The 16,895-nt window shown below is 57.8% G+C and carries 17 protein-coding genes and 1 rRNA gene; 13 read left to right on the top strand and 5 right to left on the bottom strand.

The features are described 5' to 3' along the window. The first annotated feature begins 23 nt into the window (after positions 1 to 23). Complete coding sequence (locus PMI22_RS13435) at positions 24 to 1,595, top strand: glycosyltransferase family 39 protein (protein WP_007946233.1); 1,572 nt, start codon at positions 24 to 26, stop codon at positions 1,593 to 1,595. A gap of 29 nt (positions 1,596 to 1,624) precedes the next feature. On the opposite strand, the gene PMI22_RS13440 is transcribed toward PMI22_RS13435, so the two are convergent. Further along, a complete protein-coding gene (locus PMI22_RS13440; RefSeq protein WP_007946232.1) occupies positions 1,625 to 2,383 on the bottom strand; it encodes a slipin family protein in 759 nt (252 codons plus the stop codon). A 2-nt stretch (positions 2,384 to 2,385) separates the two neighbouring features. After that, complete coding sequence (locus tag PMI22_RS13445) at positions 2,386 to 2,919, bottom strand: NfeD family protein (RefSeq protein ID WP_033049291.1); 534 nt, start codon at positions 2,917 to 2,919, stop codon at positions 2,386 to 2,388. 198 nt (positions 2,920 to 3,117) lie between these two features. Between PMI22_RS13445 and PMI22_RS13450 the strand changes: the two genes are divergently transcribed. Both PMI22_RS13450 and PMI22_RS13455 read left to right on the top strand, forming a co-directional pair. After that, complete coding sequence (locus PMI22_RS13450; protein WP_007946230.1) at positions 3,118 to 3,579, top strand: aminoacyl-tRNA deacylase; 462 nt, start codon at positions 3,118 to 3,120, stop codon at positions 3,577 to 3,579. Between the two features lie 117 nt (positions 3,580 to 3,696). Next, positions 3,697 to 3,942, top strand: a complete 246-nt coding sequence (locus tag PMI22_RS13455) for a DUF2789 domain-containing protein (RefSeq protein WP_007946229.1) — start codon at positions 3,697 to 3,699, stop codon at positions 3,940 to 3,942. A 3-nt stretch (positions 3,943 to 3,945) separates the two neighbouring features. On the opposite strand, the gene PMI22_RS30590 is transcribed toward PMI22_RS13455, so the two are convergent. Both PMI22_RS30590 and PMI22_RS13460 read right to left on the bottom strand, forming a co-directional pair. After that, on the bottom strand, positions 3,946 to 4,227 hold the full coding sequence (locus PMI22_RS30590; RefSeq protein ID WP_007946227.1) for a type II toxin-antitoxin system RelE/ParE family toxin: 282 nt from the start codon (positions 4,225 to 4,227) through the stop codon (positions 3,946 to 3,948). After that, positions 4,224 to 4,502 carry a hypothetical protein gene (locus PMI22_RS13460; protein ID WP_007946226.1) on the bottom strand — a complete coding sequence of 93 codons (279 nt, stop codon included), beginning with the start codon at positions 4,500 to 4,502 and terminating at the stop codon, positions 4,224 to 4,226. Before PMI22_RS13460 ends, PMI22_RS30590 begins: the two co-directional genes overlap by 4 nt. A 198-nt stretch (positions 4,503 to 4,700) precedes the next feature. On the opposite strand from PMI22_RS13460, the gene PMI22_RS13465 reads away from it, so the two are divergent. The 7 genes from PMI22_RS13465 (at position 4,701) to PMI22_RS13495 (ending at position 12,250) form a co-directional block, all read left to right on the top strand. Beyond that, positions 4,701 to 5,129 (top strand): MarR family winged helix-turn-helix transcriptional regulator, encoded by a 429-nt coding sequence (locus PMI22_RS13465; RefSeq protein ID WP_007946225.1) that lies wholly within the window; start codon positions 4,701 to 4,703, stop codon positions 5,127 to 5,129. Next, a complete protein-coding gene (locus PMI22_RS13470; RefSeq protein WP_033049290.1) occupies positions 5,126 to 7,198 on the top strand; it encodes an FUSC family protein in 2,073 nt (690 codons plus the stop codon). The genes PMI22_RS13465 and PMI22_RS13470 overlap by 4 nt, the downstream gene beginning before the upstream one ends. Further along, positions 7,195 to 7,404 (top strand): DUF1656 domain-containing protein, encoded by a 210-nt coding sequence (locus tag PMI22_RS13475; protein WP_007946223.1) that lies wholly within the window; start codon positions 7,195 to 7,197, stop codon positions 7,402 to 7,404. Before PMI22_RS13470 ends, PMI22_RS13475 begins: the two co-directional genes overlap by 4 nt. Further along, positions 7,401 to 8,288 (top strand): efflux RND transporter periplasmic adaptor subunit, encoded by an 888-nt coding sequence (locus PMI22_RS13480; protein WP_007946222.1) that lies wholly within the window; start codon positions 7,401 to 7,403, stop codon positions 8,286 to 8,288. The genes PMI22_RS13475 and PMI22_RS13480 overlap by 4 nt, the downstream gene beginning before the upstream one ends. Then, entirely contained in the window at positions 8,285 to 9,733 is a 1,449-nt protein-coding gene (locus PMI22_RS13485) for an efflux transporter outer membrane subunit (protein WP_007946221.1), read from the top strand. Before PMI22_RS13480 ends, PMI22_RS13485 begins: the two co-directional genes overlap by 4 nt. Before the next feature lie 82 nt (positions 9,734 to 9,815). Then, positions 9,816 to 10,451: a hypothetical protein gene (locus PMI22_RS13490; protein WP_007946219.1), complete on the top strand. Its 636-nt coding sequence runs from the start codon at positions 9,816 to 9,818 to the stop codon at positions 10,449 to 10,451. A 290-nt stretch (positions 10,452 to 10,741) separates the two neighbouring features. After that, positions 10,742 to 12,250, top strand: coding sequence for a YdgA family protein (locus tag PMI22_RS13495; protein ID WP_007946218.1), 1,509 nt, complete (start codon positions 10,742 to 10,744; stop codon positions 12,248 to 12,250). Between the two features lie 75 nt (positions 12,251 to 12,325). Here the strand turns inward: PMI22_RS13495 and PMI22_RS13500 are convergent, their stop codons facing one another. Next, positions 12,326 to 13,855: an apoptosis inducing factor family protein gene (locus PMI22_RS13500; RefSeq protein WP_007946217.1), complete on the bottom strand. Its 1,530-nt coding sequence runs from the start codon at positions 13,853 to 13,855 to the stop codon at positions 12,326 to 12,328. A 138-nt stretch (positions 13,856 to 13,993) separates the two neighbouring features. Here PMI22_RS13500 and PMI22_RS13505 point away from each other — a divergent pair, with 138 nt between their 5' ends. The 3 genes from PMI22_RS13505 to PMI22_RS13515 all read left to right on the top strand — a co-directional run bounded on the left by PMI22_RS13505 (position 13,994) and on the right by PMI22_RS13515 (position 16,832). Beyond that, complete coding sequence (locus PMI22_RS13505) at positions 13,994 to 14,554, top strand: YbhB/YbcL family Raf kinase inhibitor-like protein (RefSeq protein ID WP_007946216.1); 561 nt, start codon at positions 13,994 to 13,996, stop codon at positions 14,552 to 14,554. An 11-nt stretch (positions 14,555 to 14,565) separates the two neighbouring features. Then, the gene (locus PMI22_RS13510; RefSeq protein WP_081502794.1) at positions 14,566 to 14,817 is read left to right on the top strand and encodes a hypothetical protein; all 252 of its coding nucleotides are present in this window, start codon (positions 14,566 to 14,568) and stop codon (positions 14,815 to 14,817) included. Between the two features lie 478 nt (positions 14,818 to 15,295). Further along, a 16S ribosomal RNA gene (locus tag PMI22_RS13515) occupies positions 15,296 to 16,832 on the top strand. Positions 16,833 to 16,895: the final 63 nt, after the last annotated feature.

The following is a 16,895-nucleotide window of genomic DNA, read 5'->3' as shown; positions in this document are numbered from 1 at the left end:
CGGGCCAGTTGCGAGGGGAGGCAATGGAAGCGCACAGAGAAACATCACTTGGCGGCACCCAGGATCCGCACGCAGTGCCCGGTGGCTGGGCGGTTGTGCAGCGTTGGCTGCGGTGGGCGCAGGAACACCGGTTGTTGCCGATTCTGGCGCTGGCGGCCCTGGTGCGTTTCTACGATCTGACGGCGGCGGCCATCTGGGGCGACGAAGGGTCAAGCTTACTGATGAGCCACTACTCAGTGGCTGAAATATGGGTGCATGCCGCCCGTGATGTGCACCCTCCGCTGTATTTCGTGCTGCTGCATGGCTGGATCGAGCTGTTCGGCGACGGTATTTTCTCGATCCGCTGTCTCAGCGCTCTGCCCGGAATCGCCACGGTGTGGCTCGGCGTCTGGTTGATGGACATGATCGCCACCCGGCGTGCCGCGTTGCTGGCCGGTTTTCTGCTGGCGTTGCTGCCGACGGCGGTGCGCTACAGCCAGGAAGTGCGGATGTACTCACTACTGGGCCTGTGGCTTATCGGCGCCACGATTGCGCTGGTTTACTGGATCAGGCAGCCCCGGCGCACACGCTACTTGGCAGCGTACGTGCTGCTGATGAGCGCGGCGTTCTACACCCATTACTTCACCGCCCTGTGCGTGATGTGCCACTGGCTATATCTGGGGCTGATTCGAGTACTGCCAGGCTATCGTTTGCGCAGTATTCAGCGCCCCGACTGGTGGCTGGCGAACGTGGCAATCGTGCTGCTCTTCCTGCCGTGGGTACCGAATCTGATCGATTTGATCCAGCACATGGATCAACTCAAAGCCAATGGCGATGTGGGGTGGGCGTCGTCGGTCACCTTCAGCTCGTTGCCGTCGATGATCTGGTCGTTACTGACACAGGACGATGGCGAAAACCTGCCGCCGCTGATTTTTATCGCGCTGCCGCTGGCGTTGCTGGTCATTACTGGCGTGGCGCTGGCGCTGGACCGCAGTGTCATTCGCGGCAGCGTGCTACTGGTGATCTACACGGCATTACCGATGCTGTTGGTGTTCGGCGTGTCATTTATCTCGCCGGTGTTCATCGAGCGCTACCTGACGGCCTATGCGCTGGGGGTGCCGATGATTGTCGCATTGGCCGTTGATCGCCTGTATTCAGGCTGGCGGGTGCTGGCGCTGGCCGTGCTGGTGCTGTTTGCCAGCATCGAACTGGTCGGTTTGAAGAACAACGCCTCGGTCGATCCTGACAATCAGATCGACGTGGTGATCGACTATGTTAACCGGCATTTTGTTGATGGCGACCGGATCGTTACCAGCGACATGCTTTGGTACCTTCCCTATGTCTATTACAACCGCGCCGCGACCCAACCGCTGCTGTACACCCCGCCGCTGGCCAATGGCGGGTCAAGCCGGCCAAACGCCTATGGTTTCGGCACGCTGGTCACCCAGGACATTTTTCTGGACCGCCTCGACAGCTTGCCCAAAGGCACTCGCCGTGTGTGGCTTATCGGCACCGTTGGGGCGCCGGACGAGTTTGCGCTGTTGCCATCGAGCTGGCAGAACGCTGGCGAAACGCGTGCAGGAGCGGTTAGTGCACGCTTGTTTGTGCTGCATTGAAAGCGTTGGCGTGATGCTGTTGCGAAGGTTCACGGTTTCGACGACAAATCCGCCATTCCCTTGAGCAATTCAATCGGCAGCGGGAAGACGATGGTGGAACTCTTGTCCCCGGCGATCGAACTCAGCGTCTGCATGTACCTCAGCTGCATGGCCCCCGGCTGGCGGCCGAGCATTTCGGCGGCTTGCATGAGTTTTTCCGAGGCCTGCAATTCACCTTCGGCATGGATCACCTTGGCCCGGCGTTCACGTTCGGCTTCGGCCTGTTTGGCGATGGCGCGGACCATTGATTCATTGAGGTCCACATGTTTGATCTCGACGTTGGCGACCTTGATGCCCCAGGCATCGGTCTGGGCGTCGAGCACTTGCTGGATGTCGATGTTCAGCCGTTCGCGCTCTGCCAGCAGTTCGTCGAGTTCATGTTTGCCGAGCACTGCTCGCAATGTGGTCTGGGCCAATTGGCTGGTGGCCGAGAGAAAGTCTTCAACCTGGATGATCGCCTTTTGCGGGTCGAGCACACGGAAATACAGCACCGCATTGACCTTGACCGAGACGTTGTCGCGGGTGATGACGTCTTGGGGTGGCACATCGAGGACGATGGTCCGCAGGTCAACGCGAACCATTTGCTGGACCACCGGGATCAGCAGTATCAAACCGGGGCCCTTGACCTGCCAGAAACGTCCGAGCTGGAACACCACGCCGCGCTCGTATTCACGCAGGATGCGAAAGGTCGACCCCGCCAGTGCAATCAGTAACAGCAGCAGTGCGGCGAAACCTAATTGCAGGCCCATGACTATTCTCCCAGCGGCGCCGCGTCAGCCGCGGCCACTTGCAACAGTAACCCTTTTCGCGCCACCACCCGGACGTGTTGCCCCGGCTGCAGCGGTGTCGAGCTTGAAACCTGCCAGCGCTCCCCTTGCAGATGCACCCAGCCGTTGCAGGCATTGCCGGGCAGTAACGACAAGACAGGTGTCACGCTGCCCAGCAGCCCGGAATCGCCGCTGACAGTGCGGCGTGGTCGGGTTTTCAGGGCGTGGATCAGCAAGAAAATCAGCAGCAGCGCACTTACCAGCCCCAGGCCGATCATCAGGGGAACAGGCATCTCGGTGTTGGTCAGAATCACCGCGCCGATCACGAACATCACAATGCCGCCCAAACCGATCACCCCGTAATTGGGCAGTGCGGCCTCGGCGATCAGAAAGGCGATACCGAACGTGATCAACCAGATCCCGATCGGGTTAGGCATCAGCAGCATAACGGTATCGGCTGCGAACACCGATCCGCTCAACGCCAACAACAGCGCAACGGCACAGCAACGAGTATTCACTTGACCCTCCGCGAGAGTCATCAGGTGGCTCTGTACACAGTTTAGTTGAGCCCCGGCGTATCTGATTTCTGCTCACTTTTCGACGGCGTCCGATGGGCGGATTTCCCGCCGGAATGTGCCGGCCGGCCTAGACTTTTAGTACGAAGAAAAGCGTTAACCATCGTCCGCCCGTCACTGTTGCGGACACCGAGGTGCATCATGCGTATGGCAAGAACCGTGCAGAAAAGCCTGGATACGGCTCACTGCGAATATGACATCGTTACCCACCCCCATTCCGCCAGCAGCCTGGAAACGGCACGCCTCGCGGGCATCCCTGCCGAACGTGTAGCCAAATCGGTGATCCTCGACGATCACCATGGGCATTACCTGATGGCCGTACTGCCTGCCAGCCGTCACCTGGACCTGAGCAAAGTGCGCAGCAGCGGCGAATGGCAGGTCTCCCGGGAAAGTAACCTGCCGCACCTGTTCGATGATTGCGAACGCGGTGCTGTGCCGGCACTGGGTGAAGCCTATGGGCTGGACGTGGTCATCGACCCGCTGCTGACCCGGCAGAAAGACATCTACCTTGAAGCCGGCAATCACACCAATCTGCTGCGGATGGACATGCCGCAGTTTTTGAAAATGGTGCCGCATGCCGAGGTGCGGGAATTGAGTCATTGAGTGTTGTGTTTTCACTACTGCCGCCATCGCGAGCAGGCTCACTCCCACATGGGCACTCGGTTTACTGTGGGAGCGAGCCTGCTCGCGATAAATTTCTCATTTCATCAGGAGCCCGACATGGAATCCCCAACCCACACCTTGCCCAACCTGTTCAAGCAACTCGGTCTGGCGGATGACGCCGAAAGCATCGATAAATTCATCGCCACCCACTCACCGCTCAAGCCCGAATTGCACCTTGCGGATGCGTTTTTCTGGAACAAGAGCCAGGCGGATTTTTTGCGTGACGATATTTTGGATGACGCGGATTGGGCGGAGGTGGTGGATCAGTTGGATGTGTTGTTGAGGAAGGGGCGGGGGGTGTGAGGATCAATTACTTGGTGGCCACTGTCTGGAAGTGTGAACCAGTGCGAGTATCCAAGTGGCGTCCAATGATGGCTGATAAACCAAGCGATAACTCTGATGGGGAATCAACTCGCGAGTACCCGCAATGATGCCGGTGGGACCGCTTTCAGGGTATCTCGCAATACGAGATACCGCGTCGCGAAAGCGGTTGTCCATGTCGATGGCGGCTACTGGGTTCAGTTCATACAGGTAATCCCAAATATCTGCACGATCCTGTGCTGCTGCGGGCGTCCAAATTATCCTCATCCTTTTTTGGCCGCCTGTGCACGCCTGGCCGCGAATTGCGTTTCGACTTCATCATTGGTCAAGCCTTCGCCTGCACGCATGGAAACACGTGCGCTGTCGACTTTCCTCTGTAGGAAGGCTTCGTACTCGCGCGACTCTTGTTGTGTTTGAACGAACTGACGCATCATTTCCCTGACGATCTGCGAAGCAGGGCGATGAGAGGCTTCTGCCTCAGCCATAAATTGTTCGCGCAATTCAGGCTCCAGTTTCATTGTGAAAACGGCTTGTTTTGACATATCTGTACCCTCGGTCAACATGCTGACGAAGTATATACATCGTCAGTACTAAATCTGTTTCAGTTTGAACATTCCTCGACAGATGGCCGCCAATTTGTATCAAAACTTGACCGACCTTTCCCCTAAATGCGATATTGATAGTTAGCAAACTAACAGTGTGTATTTCTCCTCGTGCCGAAAAACCTCGATGCTCTCCAGATGAACATCAGCAGCTCCATGGTGGTGGCCGCCAGGCATTGGCGGAAGATCTGCCAGACCACGCTGGTCAACTATGGAATCTCCGAAGCCTGTGCCGTCCCGTTGTTGATGATTGGACGCCTGGGTGAGGGCGTGCGGCAGGTGACAGTGGCGCAGGCGGCAGGGATGGAGAGTCCGTCCCTGGTGCGTTTACTCGATCAGTTGTGTCATTCGGGTTATGTCTGCCGCACCGAAGATGCCCATGACCGGCGCGCCAAGTGTCTGAGCCTGACTGAAACCGGTCGCGATCTGGTGCAGGCGGTCGAGATCGAGTTGGTGCGATTGCGTCATGAGGTGCTTGAAGGCATCAATCAGAGCGATCTGGAAGCTACGCTACGGGTATTGAGAGCCTTTGAAGCGGCGAATGCGCCGTCGGTGGTCAACCCTTGAACGGATTTTTCACCGGAATGCCCGCGGCGCGAGACTGGTTCTACGGTGTGCGCACCTTTGCCGCCTCGATGATCGCGTTGTACATCGCCCTGCTCATGCAAATGCCCCGTCCGTACTGGGCGATGGCCACGGTCTACATCGTTTCCAGTCCCTTTGTCGGCCCAACCAGTTCCAAGGCGCTTTACCGTGCAGTCGGCACCTTTATCGGGGCGGCGGCTGCGGTTCTGTTCGTGCCCTTGTTTGTTCAAAGTCCTTACGTATTGGTGGTGGTCATCGCGCTGTGGACCGGGATTTTGCTGTTCCTGTCCTTACACCTGCGCACCGCCAACAACTACGCCTTGATGCTGGCCGGTTACACCTTGCCGCTGATCGCCCTGCCTGTGGTGAACAACCCGTTGGGAGTGTGGGATGTCGCAGAGGCGCGGACTGAAGAAATTTTCCTCGGCATCGCCGTGGCGGCCGTGGTCGGCGCCATGTTCTGGCCTCGACGGCTGGCGCCGGTGTTCAACGACGCGGTGAGCAAGTGGTTTACCGATGCCTCGACCTACAGCCTGCGTTTCCTCAGCCGTCAGGTGCAGCCGGATGAAGTCAGCGCGCTGCGTTCCGCCATGGTGGCGACCTTCAACACTCTGGAATTGATGATCGGTCAGTTACCGCACGAGGGCGCGCACCGGCAAACCGTGCGCAACACCAAGGAACTGCGTGGGCGGATGATTCACCTGTTGCCGGTAATCGACGCCCTCGACGATGCGCTGTATGCCCTTGAACGGCGCACGCCCGAGCTGGTGGAAAAGTTTGCACCGTTGCTGACGGCCACCACCGAATGGCTCAATCACAAAGACGCCGACCTCGTTCGCTGGCAAGCGCTGAAAGACCAGCTCGAAGCGCTGCAGCCGTCCGCCGAAGCATTGAGTGATCGCAAACAGCTGCTGTTCTCCAACGCGTTGTATCGCCTCGGCGAGTGGATTGATCTGTGGCAAGACTGTCGCAGCCTGCAATACGCCATCCAGTGCGAAAGTCAGGACAGCTGGCGCGCGGTTTATCGCCACTGGCGCCTCGGGCGCCTGTCGCCATTTCTCGACCGTGGGCTGATGCTCTACTCGGCGGTCTCCACGGTCAGCGCCATTATCGTCGCCTCGGTGCTGTGGATTCTGCTTGGCTGGACTGATGGCGGGGCCGCGGTGATTCTTGCTGCTGTAGCGTGCAGCTTTTTCGCCTCGATGGATGACCCGGCGCCGCAGATTTACCGGTTCTTTTTCTGGACCGCGATGTCGGTGGTGTTCGCCAGCCTGTATCTGTTTCTGGTGCTGCCCAACCTGCACGACTTCCCGATGCTGGTGCTGGCATTTGCCGTACCGTTCATTTGCATCGGCACCCTAACGGTCAAGCCGCAGTTTTACCTGGGCATGCTACTGACCCTCGTCAACACCTCGTCCTTTATCAGTATTCAAGGCGCCTACGACGCGGACTTCCTCAGCTTTGCCAACTCCAACCTGGCCGGTCCCATCGGGTTGTTGTTTGCCTTCGTCTGGACCCTGATCGCCCGGCCGTTTGGTGCGGAACTGGCAGCCAAGCGGCTCACCCGATTCAGTTGGCACGACATTGTCAGCCTCACCGAACCGGCCACCTTGGCCGAACACCGGCGATTGGGCATACAGGTGCTCGATCGTCTGATGCAGCACTTGCCGCGCCTGGCCATGACCGGCCAGGACACCGGCATCGCGTTGCGCGAAGTGCGCGTGGCGCTGAATCTTCTCGACCTGCTGGCTTACACACCGCGCGTGGTCGGGGTGCCGCAAGTGTTGCTGCACCAGGTAGTGGCGGAAGTCGGTGAGTATTTCAAGGACTGTCTCAAGGAAGGAGAGCGACTGCCGGCTCCGACCCCGTTGCTGATGACCCTCGATCGCACCCGTCGTGCACTGGATACGGAGTGCGAAGAGGCCGCACGTTTGAATTTGTTGCATGCCCTGAGTGGCCTGCGTCTGGCGTTATTGCCTGGCGTGGAATTCGTTGGCTCGGGCGAACTCGAAGAACCGCTGCCCCATGGCATCGATGGAGCCCCTTTATGATCGGTGATGTAGATCTCAGCGGGGTGTTTCTGCCCACGCTGCTGGTGCTGATGGGCATTACGTATGTGTTGTACCTGCTGGTGCACGGGTTGCTGATGCGCCTGCACTTTTACCGTCTGGTCTGGCACCGGGCATTGTTCAACGTGGCTCTCTACGCTTTGCTGCTCGGCGCCGTGGACTCACTCAGTCGATACCTGATGACATGAAAAAACCTTTTTTGACCCTGGGGCGCGTGGTGCTGACCCTGTTGATCGTGACCTTCGCAGTCGTCGTGGTCTGGCGCATGGTGATGTACTACATGTTTGCACCGTGGACCCGCGACGGGCATATCCGTGCCGACATCGTGCAAATCGCCCCTGACGTCTCTGGCTTGATTCAGCAAGTGGACGTGCGTGACAACCAATTGGTTAAACGCGGCCAAGTGCTGTTCAGCATTGATCAGGACCGTTTCAAACTGGCCCTCCGTCAGGCCAAGGCGGCGGTCGCTGATCGTCAGGAAACCCTGGCTCAGGCACAACGCGAAGCCAAGCGTAACCGTGGGCTCGGCAATCTGGTGCCAGGCGAGCAACTGGAAGAAAGCCAGTCCCGGGTGGCTCGCGCCGAAGTCGCGTTAATGGAAGCTCAAGTGGCAGTGGACAGTGCTCAATTGAACCTCGACCGTTCGACGATCCGCAGCCCGGTCGACGGCTACATCAACGACCGCGCACCACGTGTGCAGGAATTCGTCACGGCCGGGCGGCCGGTGTTGTCGGTGGTCGACAGCAACTCATTCCACATCGACGGCTATTTCGAAGAAACCAAACTGGACGGCATTCATGTCGGCCAGAGCGTCGACATCCGGGTGATCGGCGATCGTGCGCGGCTGCGCGGACATGTGGAAAGCATCGTCGCCGGTATCGAAGACCGCGACCGCACCATTGGCAGCAACCTGCTGCCCAACGTCAACCCGGCATTCAGCTGGGTGCGGCTGGCGCAGCGGATTCCGGTGCGGATTGCCTTCGATGATGTCCCGGCGGATTTCCGCATGATCGCCGGGCGCACCGCGACCGTATCGATCATTGACGATCAACCGCAGGAGCCCGCGAAATGAACAGGGCATCGGGCTTGGCGGTTGCCGGATTAGGTTTGCTACTGTCGGCCTGTCAGGTGGTTGGCCCGGATTATCACCTGCCTGACGAAGCGGCCATCCACCGTGAAGACTTGCAGGGCGACTTGGCGACGAACGACAAAAATGTCGTTTCGGCGCCGGTACCCAGCGATTGGTGGCGCCTGTACAAAGATCCACGCCTCGACCAACTGGTGCAGCAAGCCATGGCATCCAACACCGATTTGCGCGTGGCGGCGGCGAGTCTTGCCCGTGCGCGGGCCCAGGTCGATGAAGCCCAGGCGGCGGGCGGCTGGAGCGGCGGCGTGAGGGTTGGCGCCCAGCGTTTGCAGGAATCCGGCGAAGCCTTTTTATTACCCGAAAAAGTACCGGTGGCTAACGTCGGGGATATCGGCATTACCACGTCTTACCAGTTCGACCTGTTTGGCACCTTGCAGCGCGGAATCGAAGCGGCCAAGGCCAATGCCGACGCAACGCAAGCCGCCTCGGACACGGCGCGGATCACCCTGGTAGCCGATGTCGTGCGGGCGTACACCCAAGTGTGCGCAGCGAATGAAGAACGGGAAATTGCTCAACACTCTCTCGATTTGCAGGCCCAGAGCACAACGCTGATCCAGCGTTTGCGTGATGCCGGGCGTGGCGATGAAACCCAGGTCACCCGTTCGCAAACCCAATTCAAATCCTTGCGCGCCGACTTGCCGCGTTACGAGGCGGCGCGTCAGGCGGGTTTATTCCGCTTGTCGATGTTGCTCGCCAAACCGGTCGACCAATTACCGGCAGGCACCCGCGAATGCGCCGAACTGCCGAAAATCACCCAATTGTTGCCAGTCGGTGACGGTGCAGCCTTGCTCAAACGTCGGCCGGATGTGCGACAGGCTGAGCGCCGATTGGCGGCGGCGACTGCCGGAATCGGCATTGCCACCGGCGAGTTGTACCCGGACATCAGTATTGGAGCGAGCGTCGGAACCGTCGGTATCCTGGAAAACCTCGGGCAAGCGTCGACCAATCGCTGGGGCTTCGGCCCGCTGTTGACCTGGACGGTACCGTCCAACGGTTCCCGAGCGCGAATCCGTGAGGCCGAAGCCACAACGCAAGGCACGCTGGCGCATTTTGACGGTGTGGTACTCAACGCCATTCGCGAAACCCAGACAGGCCTGGCCCAGTACACGGCGTTGTTGCAACGCCGGGATGCATTGGCCGACGCCGAACAATCGGCACAACTGGCGGCAGACCAGACGCATCGTTTCTTCCAGGCCGGTCGCGAGTCGTTCCTGGCGGATCTGCAAGCGACCCGCACCTACACCGATGTGCGAGCGCAACTGGCCTCCGCCAACACTCAAGTTGCCATGAGCCAGATCGATCTGTTCCTCGCACTGGGCGGCGGCTGGGAAAGCGGACGAACGCAAGCCACGAACACCAGCAAACCCTGAGGCCGTTGCTATGCTTTGATTTGATGAAGTCGCACATCGACTTCATCGATCAAGGCTCGCGTTGGTCATGGGGATTAAAATAATGAAAAACCCTTATGCTCCTGGCTTTTGGTGCGCTATTGCGGCATTGGTTTTGCTGTCGGCCACCTATTTCTACGGCATCATGCTGGCCCACCAGATCGACAAGGCTCTGGTGTTTCTCGACAGCGCCAGTGCGCTGATTGCCGTGATGGCAATCGTGGTGGTGGCCTGGTCTTCAGTCCAGGGTCAGCGCATCAAAAAAAGACAGCTCGAACAAGGCAAGACCCTGGTGCTGATCTGGGACACCAAGGTGGCGTTGCGTCGTGTCGAAACGGTGTTTGACCAATATTTCTGGGGCAGTTACTGGCAGCCGGGACGTACGTTTCAGGAAGTCATGGGCGAGCTCACGGGCACACCGCTGGAAAAAAGCCTCGATACCTTGAAGAAGCAATGCGTGGCCCTCGATAAACAGGTGTCCGAGGAGGGCTGGCATTGGCTCAACAACGCCCGCGAACTCTCGGATGTCGCCACTGCCATGGCGCGAGAACGCTACCAACTGGATGTCTGTGACCCGCGTTCGGAAGTGACGGGCGGGGCGGTGATCAATCGGGACTTTGAAGTGCTGGTGTATACATGGACAGCGCGGCTCAAGAGCTTTGATCATCAGTTGGATGAGATGGAAGTTCAGTACTCCTGAATTTGTGTGGGTTGGACTGACGCCATCGCGAGCAGGCTCGCTCCCACATGGGAACTGTGATCAACAGATAACCAATGTGCGAGCCTGCTCGCGATGGCGATTTCATGTCCGGCGAAACTCTCAACCCCGATGCGCAATCCATAGACACTCTTTAACCTTTAATCATTGGGCCGCCCGGGGTGCTCAATGCTAATCTCCATCGCACTTTTAGCGGAGTCGAGCCGTAAACCCGTCGCGGGTTCAGGGAAGACGACAACACCTTCAAACAACGGACATTGACTGGGTCATTCATGAACAAATCAGCAGGCGTGCTTCTTGGAATCGTCGTAGCCATCGGTGCAGTCAGCGCGGGCGGTGCCTGGTACACCGGGACCAAAATCGAAGGCGTATTGAACACCGCCATCGTCGACGCCAACACAGAGCTGAACGCCGCGTTGGTTGGCTCCAATGGCACGGCATCGCTGGAGCTGGTGTCGCTTGAGCGTCATGTGTTCAGTAGCACCGCGCACTACCGCCTCAAAGGCGAAGGCGAGATGTTTGGTGAAACCCCGGTTGAATTGCTGTTTGCCGACCACATCGAACACGGTCCGCTGCCGTTCTCGCGCCTCGTTTCCTTCAAGTGGTTGCCGGTCATGGCCACCAGTCACTACGAACTGGAACGCACCTCGCTCACCGAGAAATGGTTTGCCGCCGCCAAAGACAAATCCCCGCTCACGGGCGTGGTCAACATCGGTTACGACAACTCCACCAGCGGCACCCTCGAATTGCAACCGCTGGACGTCGTGCTGGATGACAAATCCACCCTGAAATTCTCTGGTTTGAACCTCGACGTCGCCGCCAGCGCCCAGGCCCAGAAGGTCAAGGCCAACGGCTACATGAACAGCCTGACGCTGAGTACCGTGGCCGAAGATCAAACCCCGTTGAAGGTCGAGCTCAATGGCCTGACCCTGGCCAGCAATCTGGTAAAAAGTCCTTACGGCTACTACACCGGCGAGAACACTCTCGAGCTGACCGACAGCAAAACCACCTTTGGTGCCAAGCAATCGGTACTGGGCCTCAAGAAATTCGAAATGAAGAACCTGACGGCGGAGTCGGGCACCAGCGCTTCGGGGCGTGCCGATTACAAGGTGGGTGAAGTGTCGATGAACGGCAACGCTGTCGGTGCTGCGCAAATGGCCGTGAGCCTGAAAAACCTCGACATCCCGGCGACCATGTCGCTGATGCAGATTTACCAGACCAAGCTGCAGCCGTACGAGAGAGCTGCCGCCGAGGCTGTAGCGGCCGGTGAGCCAACTCCAGAACTGGTCTTGACCCCGGCCGAAGAGGCGCAAGTCAAAACTGGCCTTGAAAAACTGCTGGCGGCCGGCCCGCAGGTGGCTCTGGAAAATCTGTCATTCAAAACCGCTAACGGTGAAAGCCGCGCTAACCTGGTGCTCGACCTGACCAAGCCGCAGACCATGGACCTGCCATCCGATCAACTGACCCTGCAGTTGATTGCGCTGCTGGATCTCAACGTACAAGTGTCCAAGCCGATGCTCGTCGACTTGCTCACCGTGCAAAGCCAAGTTGACGGCCAGACTGACGCCAAGGTCATCGCTGATCAGGCTAATGCCACTGCTGACATGTTCAGCAGCATGGCAGTCGGCTCGCAACTCGCCAAGCTGGACGGCAACAACGTCGTCAGCAAACTGCACTACGCCAACAATCAGGTGGAATTCAACGGCCAGAAAATGACCGTTGAAGAGTTTGTAGGCTTCGTGATGAGCAAACTCGGTGGCGGTGTAGAAATCCAGGAATAAAACCCAGGATTCAAAGGAACGCCCGGCTTCTGCTGAACGCAGGAGCCGGGCGTTTTGCTGTCGGGTGTTTGTGCGCTAACCAATGTCCCGAATCAGCTGCCACGCTTCCTCCACCGACAACGGCTGCTTCATGCGTTCGGCGAGCAGCGCCATGGCCCGTTCTTCATCGCAGGCTACCGCTGCCGCCACCACACCGTTTTTGCCGAACAGGCCTATAAAGGGTGGATGGTAAGGATCACCCTTGAACTCGACCTCGTCCCAGGCTTGCGCGTGGCCGAGGTAGTCGTAGTTTTTGCCAAAGTGCCAGGTCCAGAAATACGGCACGTCGAGGTAACGCTCGTCAGCACCAAGCATATTCGCAGCGGCGATCCGCGCCTGTTGCTGGGCCAGGCGCCAATGCTCGATACGCTGAGGCTGGCCGTTGAGTGGGAAGGTCGCGATATCACCGACCGCCCACAACCCGTCTGTGACGCGCATTCCCCCATCGACCTTCAGCGACCGGTCTTTTTCCTTGGGCAAATCGGCAAACGCATCGGTTGCGGGGCTGACGCCAATGCCCGCCAGCACCAGATCCGCTGGCAAGCGTTGACCGTTGTCCAGGTGCACCGCCTCGACCTTGTTTGCTCCTTCTATATAGTTGGCTTCGCCCTCGGTGCGAAACACCACCCCATTTGCCTCATGTAAGGCGCGAATCGCCTTGCCGACCGTTTCACCAAATTGCGCAGCGAAAGGAATGGCATGACGAGCGAGGACGGTGACCTTCAACCCTAACTGGCGCAGGGCTGAAGCGGACTCCATGGCAATAAAGCTGTCACCGATGATTACCGCTCGCTGGCCAGGCTTTGCTGCCTGCAGAATTCGCAGCGCCTGCTCTTTTGAGCGGAGCAAGAACACTTGCGGCAAATCGGCTCCAGACAGCGTGAGTGGATTGGGCTTGCCGCCGGTGGCAAGTAACGCGGCGTCATAGTTCAGCGACCGGCCATTGGTCAGCCCCAGGGTTTTGTTCGCCGAATCCAGGCTGGCGACTTCACAGGTGATGCGCTCTATGCGCTGCTCACGATAAAACCCGTTATCACGCAGCGGCGGGATTTCTTCTGGCGGCATCTCTCCGGCAATGACAAATTTGCTCAGAACGGTGCGGTCGTAGCCAGCGTCGGCTTCGCGATCGATCAACTGAATCTGGCCGCCGAAGCCCTTTTCGCGTAGCGCTGCCGCACACGCTGTACCGGCCGCACCGGCACCGACGATGACAAACGTCCGTCCATCGTCAGTCGGCGGGGTGTGGGCATCGGCAATCGGCTGGTCGTCGACCCAGATATCGCCGTCGCGAACCTCTAGCGGATAGCGCTTGAGACTGTCCAGGGCCGGCGGCTCGCATAGTGCACCGTCTTCGATCCGAAACTCGGCTTTGTGCCACGGGCAAATCAAGCGTCCGTTGCACAACGCACCTTCCGCCAGCGGTGCCCCGGCATGCGGGCATTCGCCCTGATAGGCGCGTAGTTGATCGCCCACCCGCAGCAAAACAATGTGGGTGTCCGCTATCCGGGCTTCAAGGCCTTTGTTTTCGGGCACATCGGAGAAATGGGCTACACGGTGCAGTGCCATGGTGGCTCTCCAGGCAGACGTTTCATTTAAGAGTTTGGCCCGTTACGCGAGGTTCAGCCAATTCCCGATGCCACCTCCCAACGGTATCGTTATAGTTCGCAAGCCTACGACGGCCCTACACGCACAAGGTGCTCCGCAATGATCCGATTGACCTCTTTTAGCCCTTGGCTTGCAGCTGTTGCAGTCGCCCTGTGCGTGCAATTTCCGGCACAGGCACAGGAACGTTTCACCCTGAACATCCCGGGTGTTACGGATGACCGGCTGTTTACCTTGGCTGCCGCCAGCGATGCTCCGGGTTGTGGCGGGCACAACGCGTCACCCGCGCTGAACTGGAACGTTGGGCCGACGGGTACGTTGAGTTATGCCGTCGTCATGCATGACCCTGATGGGCAGAAGGGGCAGGGTGCCGATCATTGGGTGCATTACGGCATCAAAGCCACCACTCACCAGATCCCGGCCGGCGTTGGCGCAAAATCAGCCCTTGAAGGTATCGGTGGCACCAACAGCAAAGGCACCAGCGGTTATGTGGGGCCTTGCCCGCCAGTCGGCGACAGTGCGCATCACTACATTATTCAGCTTTACGCGCTGGACCTCGCTCCGGACGCCTTGCCTGCCGGCCTGACGCGCGCGCAATTGCTGGAAAACATCAAAGGCCATGTATTGAAGAACAGCAGTGTGGTGCGCCGTTATCACCGCTGACATTCAGTCATTTGGCATCTGCGCCTGAAAGCGCGCACTATCGGGCCATAGCCGATGCGTTGGAGGAAGCCGTGGCGAAAAAAATCGATCGCATCGCCCAAATGCTCAACTGCCCCGTGAAAGGGGAGGAGCTAAGGCGGGCAATTACTGAGAGTCGCAAGGAGTTCCTCCTTAATCAACCGGAGGCTGAGGAGGTTGATGAGGACGACGACTTTGAAGAGGATGAAGAGTGGGGCGACGATCTTGACTGGACGACCGAATAGGAACGGCGCTTGTTTACCCAATCCTTAACGATGTGGAGATCTTCGGTTTCAGGTAATGCCCCCCACTCTTAAGGCGCGGAAAGGCCTTCGCGGTACAGATATTTGGAAATGCCAAGAAAGTTCAAAAAGATGCTTGACGAAATATTGGATCGCTGTAGAATTCGCCTCCCGCTGACGAGAGATCGAAAGCGCAAGTGGTTGAAGTTGTTAAAGATTTCCAAGCGAAACTTTGAAAACTTCTGAAAATAACCGCTTGACAGCAACAGAGGCTGCTGTAGAATGCGCGCCTCGGTTGAGACGAAAGATCTTAACCAACCGCTCTTTAACAACTGAATCAAGCAATTCGTGTGGGTGCTTGTGGAGTCAGACTGATAGTCAACAAGATTATCAGCATCACAAGTTACTCCGCGAGAAATCAAAGATGTAACCAACGATTGCTGAGCCAAGTTTAGGGTTTCTTAAAAACCCAAAGATGTTTGAACTGAAGAGTTTGATCATGGCTCAGATTGAACGCTGGCGGCAGGCCTAACACATGCAAGTCGAGCGGTAGAGAGAAGCTTGCTTCTCTTGAGAGCGGCGGACGGGTGAGTAATGCCTAGGAATCTGCCTGGTAGTGGGGGATAACGCTCGGAAACGGACGCTAATACCGCATACGTCCTACGGGAGAAAGCAGGGGACCTTCGGGCCTTGCGCTATCAGATGAGCCTAGGTCGGATTAGCTAGTTGGTGAGGTAATGGCTCACCAAGGCGACGATCCGTAACTGGTCTGAGAGGATGATCAGTCACACTGGAACTGAGACACGGTCCAGACTCCTACGGGAGGCAGCAGTGGGGAATATTGGACAATGGGCGAAAGCCTGATCCAGCCATGCCGCGTGTGTGAAGAAGGTCTTCGGATTGTAAAGCACTTTAAGTTGGGAGGAAGGGCATTAACCTAATACGTTGGTGTCTTGACGTTACCGACAGAATAAGCACCGGCTAACTCTGTGCCAGCAGCCGCGGTAATACAGAGGGTGCAAGCGTTAATCGGAATTACTGGGCGTAAAGCGCGCGTAGGTGGTTTGTTAAGTTGGATGTGAAATCCCCGGGCTCAACCTGGGAACTGCATTCAAAACTGACAAGCTAGAGTATGGTAGAGGGTGGTGGAATTTCCTGTGTAGCGGTGAAATGCGTAGATATAGGAAGGAACACCAGTGGCGAAGGCGACCACCTGGACTGATACTGACACTGAGGTGCGAAAGCGTGGGGAGCAAACAGGATTAGATACCCTGGTAGTCCACGCCGTAAACGATGTCAACTAGCCGTTGGGAGCCTTGAGCTCTTAGTGGCGCAGCTAACGCATTAAGTTGACCGCCTGGGGAGTACGGCCGCAAGGTTAAAACTCAAATGAATTGACGGGGGCCCGCACAAGCGGTGGAGCATGTGGTTTAATTCGAAGCAACGCGAAGAACCTTACCAGGCCTTGACATCCAATGAACTTTCCAGAGATGGATTGGTGCCTTCGGGAACATTGAGACAGGTGCTGCATGGCTGTCGTCAGCTCGTGTCGTGAGATGTTGGGTTAAGTCCCGTAACGAGCGCAACCCTTGTCCTTAGTTACCAGCACGTTATGGTGGGCACTCTAAGGAGACTGCCGGTGACAAACCGGAGGAAGGTGGGGATGACGTCAAGTCATCATGGCCCTTACGGCCTGGGCTACACACGTGCTACAATGGTCGGTACAGAGGGTTGCCAAGCCGCGAGGTGGAGCTAATCCCAGAAAACCGATCGTAGTCCGGATCGCAGTCTGCAACTCGACTGCGTGAAGTCGGAATCGCTAGTAATCGCGAATCAGAATGTCGCGGTGAATACGTTCCCGGGCCTTGTACACACCGCCCGTCACACCATGGGAGTGGGTTGCACCAGAAGTAGCTAGTCTAACCTTCGGGAGGACGGTTACCACGGTGTGATTCATGACTGGGGTGAAGTCGTAACAAGGTAGCCGTAGGGGAACCTGCGGCTGGATCACCTCCTTAATCGACGACATCAGCTGCTCCATAAGTTCCCACACGAATTGCTTGATTCATTGAAGAAGACGA

It is taken from the genome of Pseudomonas sp. GM21 (genome assembly GCF_000282215.1).
Classification (GTDB): domain Bacteria; phylum Pseudomonadota; class Gammaproteobacteria; order Pseudomonadales; family Pseudomonadaceae; genus Aquipseudomonas.
Note: the sequence above shows the minus strand (reverse complement) of the source record. Positions and strands in the feature narration are given on the sequence as shown.

Excerpts from the sequence above, each read along its gene's own strand:
- PMI22_RS13435 (WP_007946233.1), top strand. The coding sequence starts at position 24 with ATGGAAGCGCACAGAGAAACATCACTTGGCGGCACCCAGGATCCGCAC.
- PMI22_RS13440 (WP_007946232.1), bottom strand. The coding sequence starts at position 2,383 with ATGGGCCTGCAATTAGGTTTCGCCGCACTGCTGCTGTTACTGATTGCA.
- PMI22_RS13450 (WP_007946230.1), top strand. The coding sequence starts at position 3,118 with ATGCGTATGGCAAGAACCGTGCAGAAAAGCCTGGATACGGCTCACTGC.
- PMI22_RS13455 (WP_007946229.1), top strand. The coding sequence starts at position 3,697 with ATGGAATCCCCAACCCACACCTTGCCCAACCTGTTCAAGCAACTCGGT.
- PMI22_RS30590 (WP_007946227.1), bottom strand. The coding sequence starts at position 4,227 with ATGAGGATAATTTGGACGCCCGCAGCAGCACAGGATCGTGCAGATATT.
- PMI22_RS13460 (WP_007946226.1), bottom strand. The coding sequence starts at position 4,502 with ATGTCAAAACAAGCCGTTTTCACAATGAAACTGGAGCCTGAATTGCGC.
- PMI22_RS13465 (WP_007946225.1), top strand. The coding sequence starts at position 4,701 with ATGAACATCAGCAGCTCCATGGTGGTGGCCGCCAGGCATTGGCGGAAG.
- PMI22_RS13475 (WP_007946223.1), top strand. The coding sequence starts at position 7,195 with ATGATCGGTGATGTAGATCTCAGCGGGGTGTTTCTGCCCACGCTGCTG.
- PMI22_RS13480 (WP_007946222.1), top strand. The coding sequence starts at position 7,401 with ATGAAAAAACCTTTTTTGACCCTGGGGCGCGTGGTGCTGACCCTGTTG.
- PMI22_RS13485 (WP_007946221.1), top strand. The coding sequence starts at position 8,285 with ATGAACAGGGCATCGGGCTTGGCGGTTGCCGGATTAGGTTTGCTACTG.
- PMI22_RS13490 (WP_007946219.1), top strand. The coding sequence starts at position 9,816 with ATGAAAAACCCTTATGCTCCTGGCTTTTGGTGCGCTATTGCGGCATTG.
- PMI22_RS13495 (WP_007946218.1), top strand. The coding sequence starts at position 10,742 with ATGAACAAATCAGCAGGCGTGCTTCTTGGAATCGTCGTAGCCATCGGT.
- PMI22_RS13500 (WP_007946217.1), bottom strand. The coding sequence starts at position 13,855 with ATGGCACTGCACCGTGTAGCCCATTTCTCCGATGTGCCCGAAAACAAA.
- PMI22_RS13505 (WP_007946216.1), top strand. The coding sequence starts at position 13,994 with ATGATCCGATTGACCTCTTTTAGCCCTTGGCTTGCAGCTGTTGCAGTC.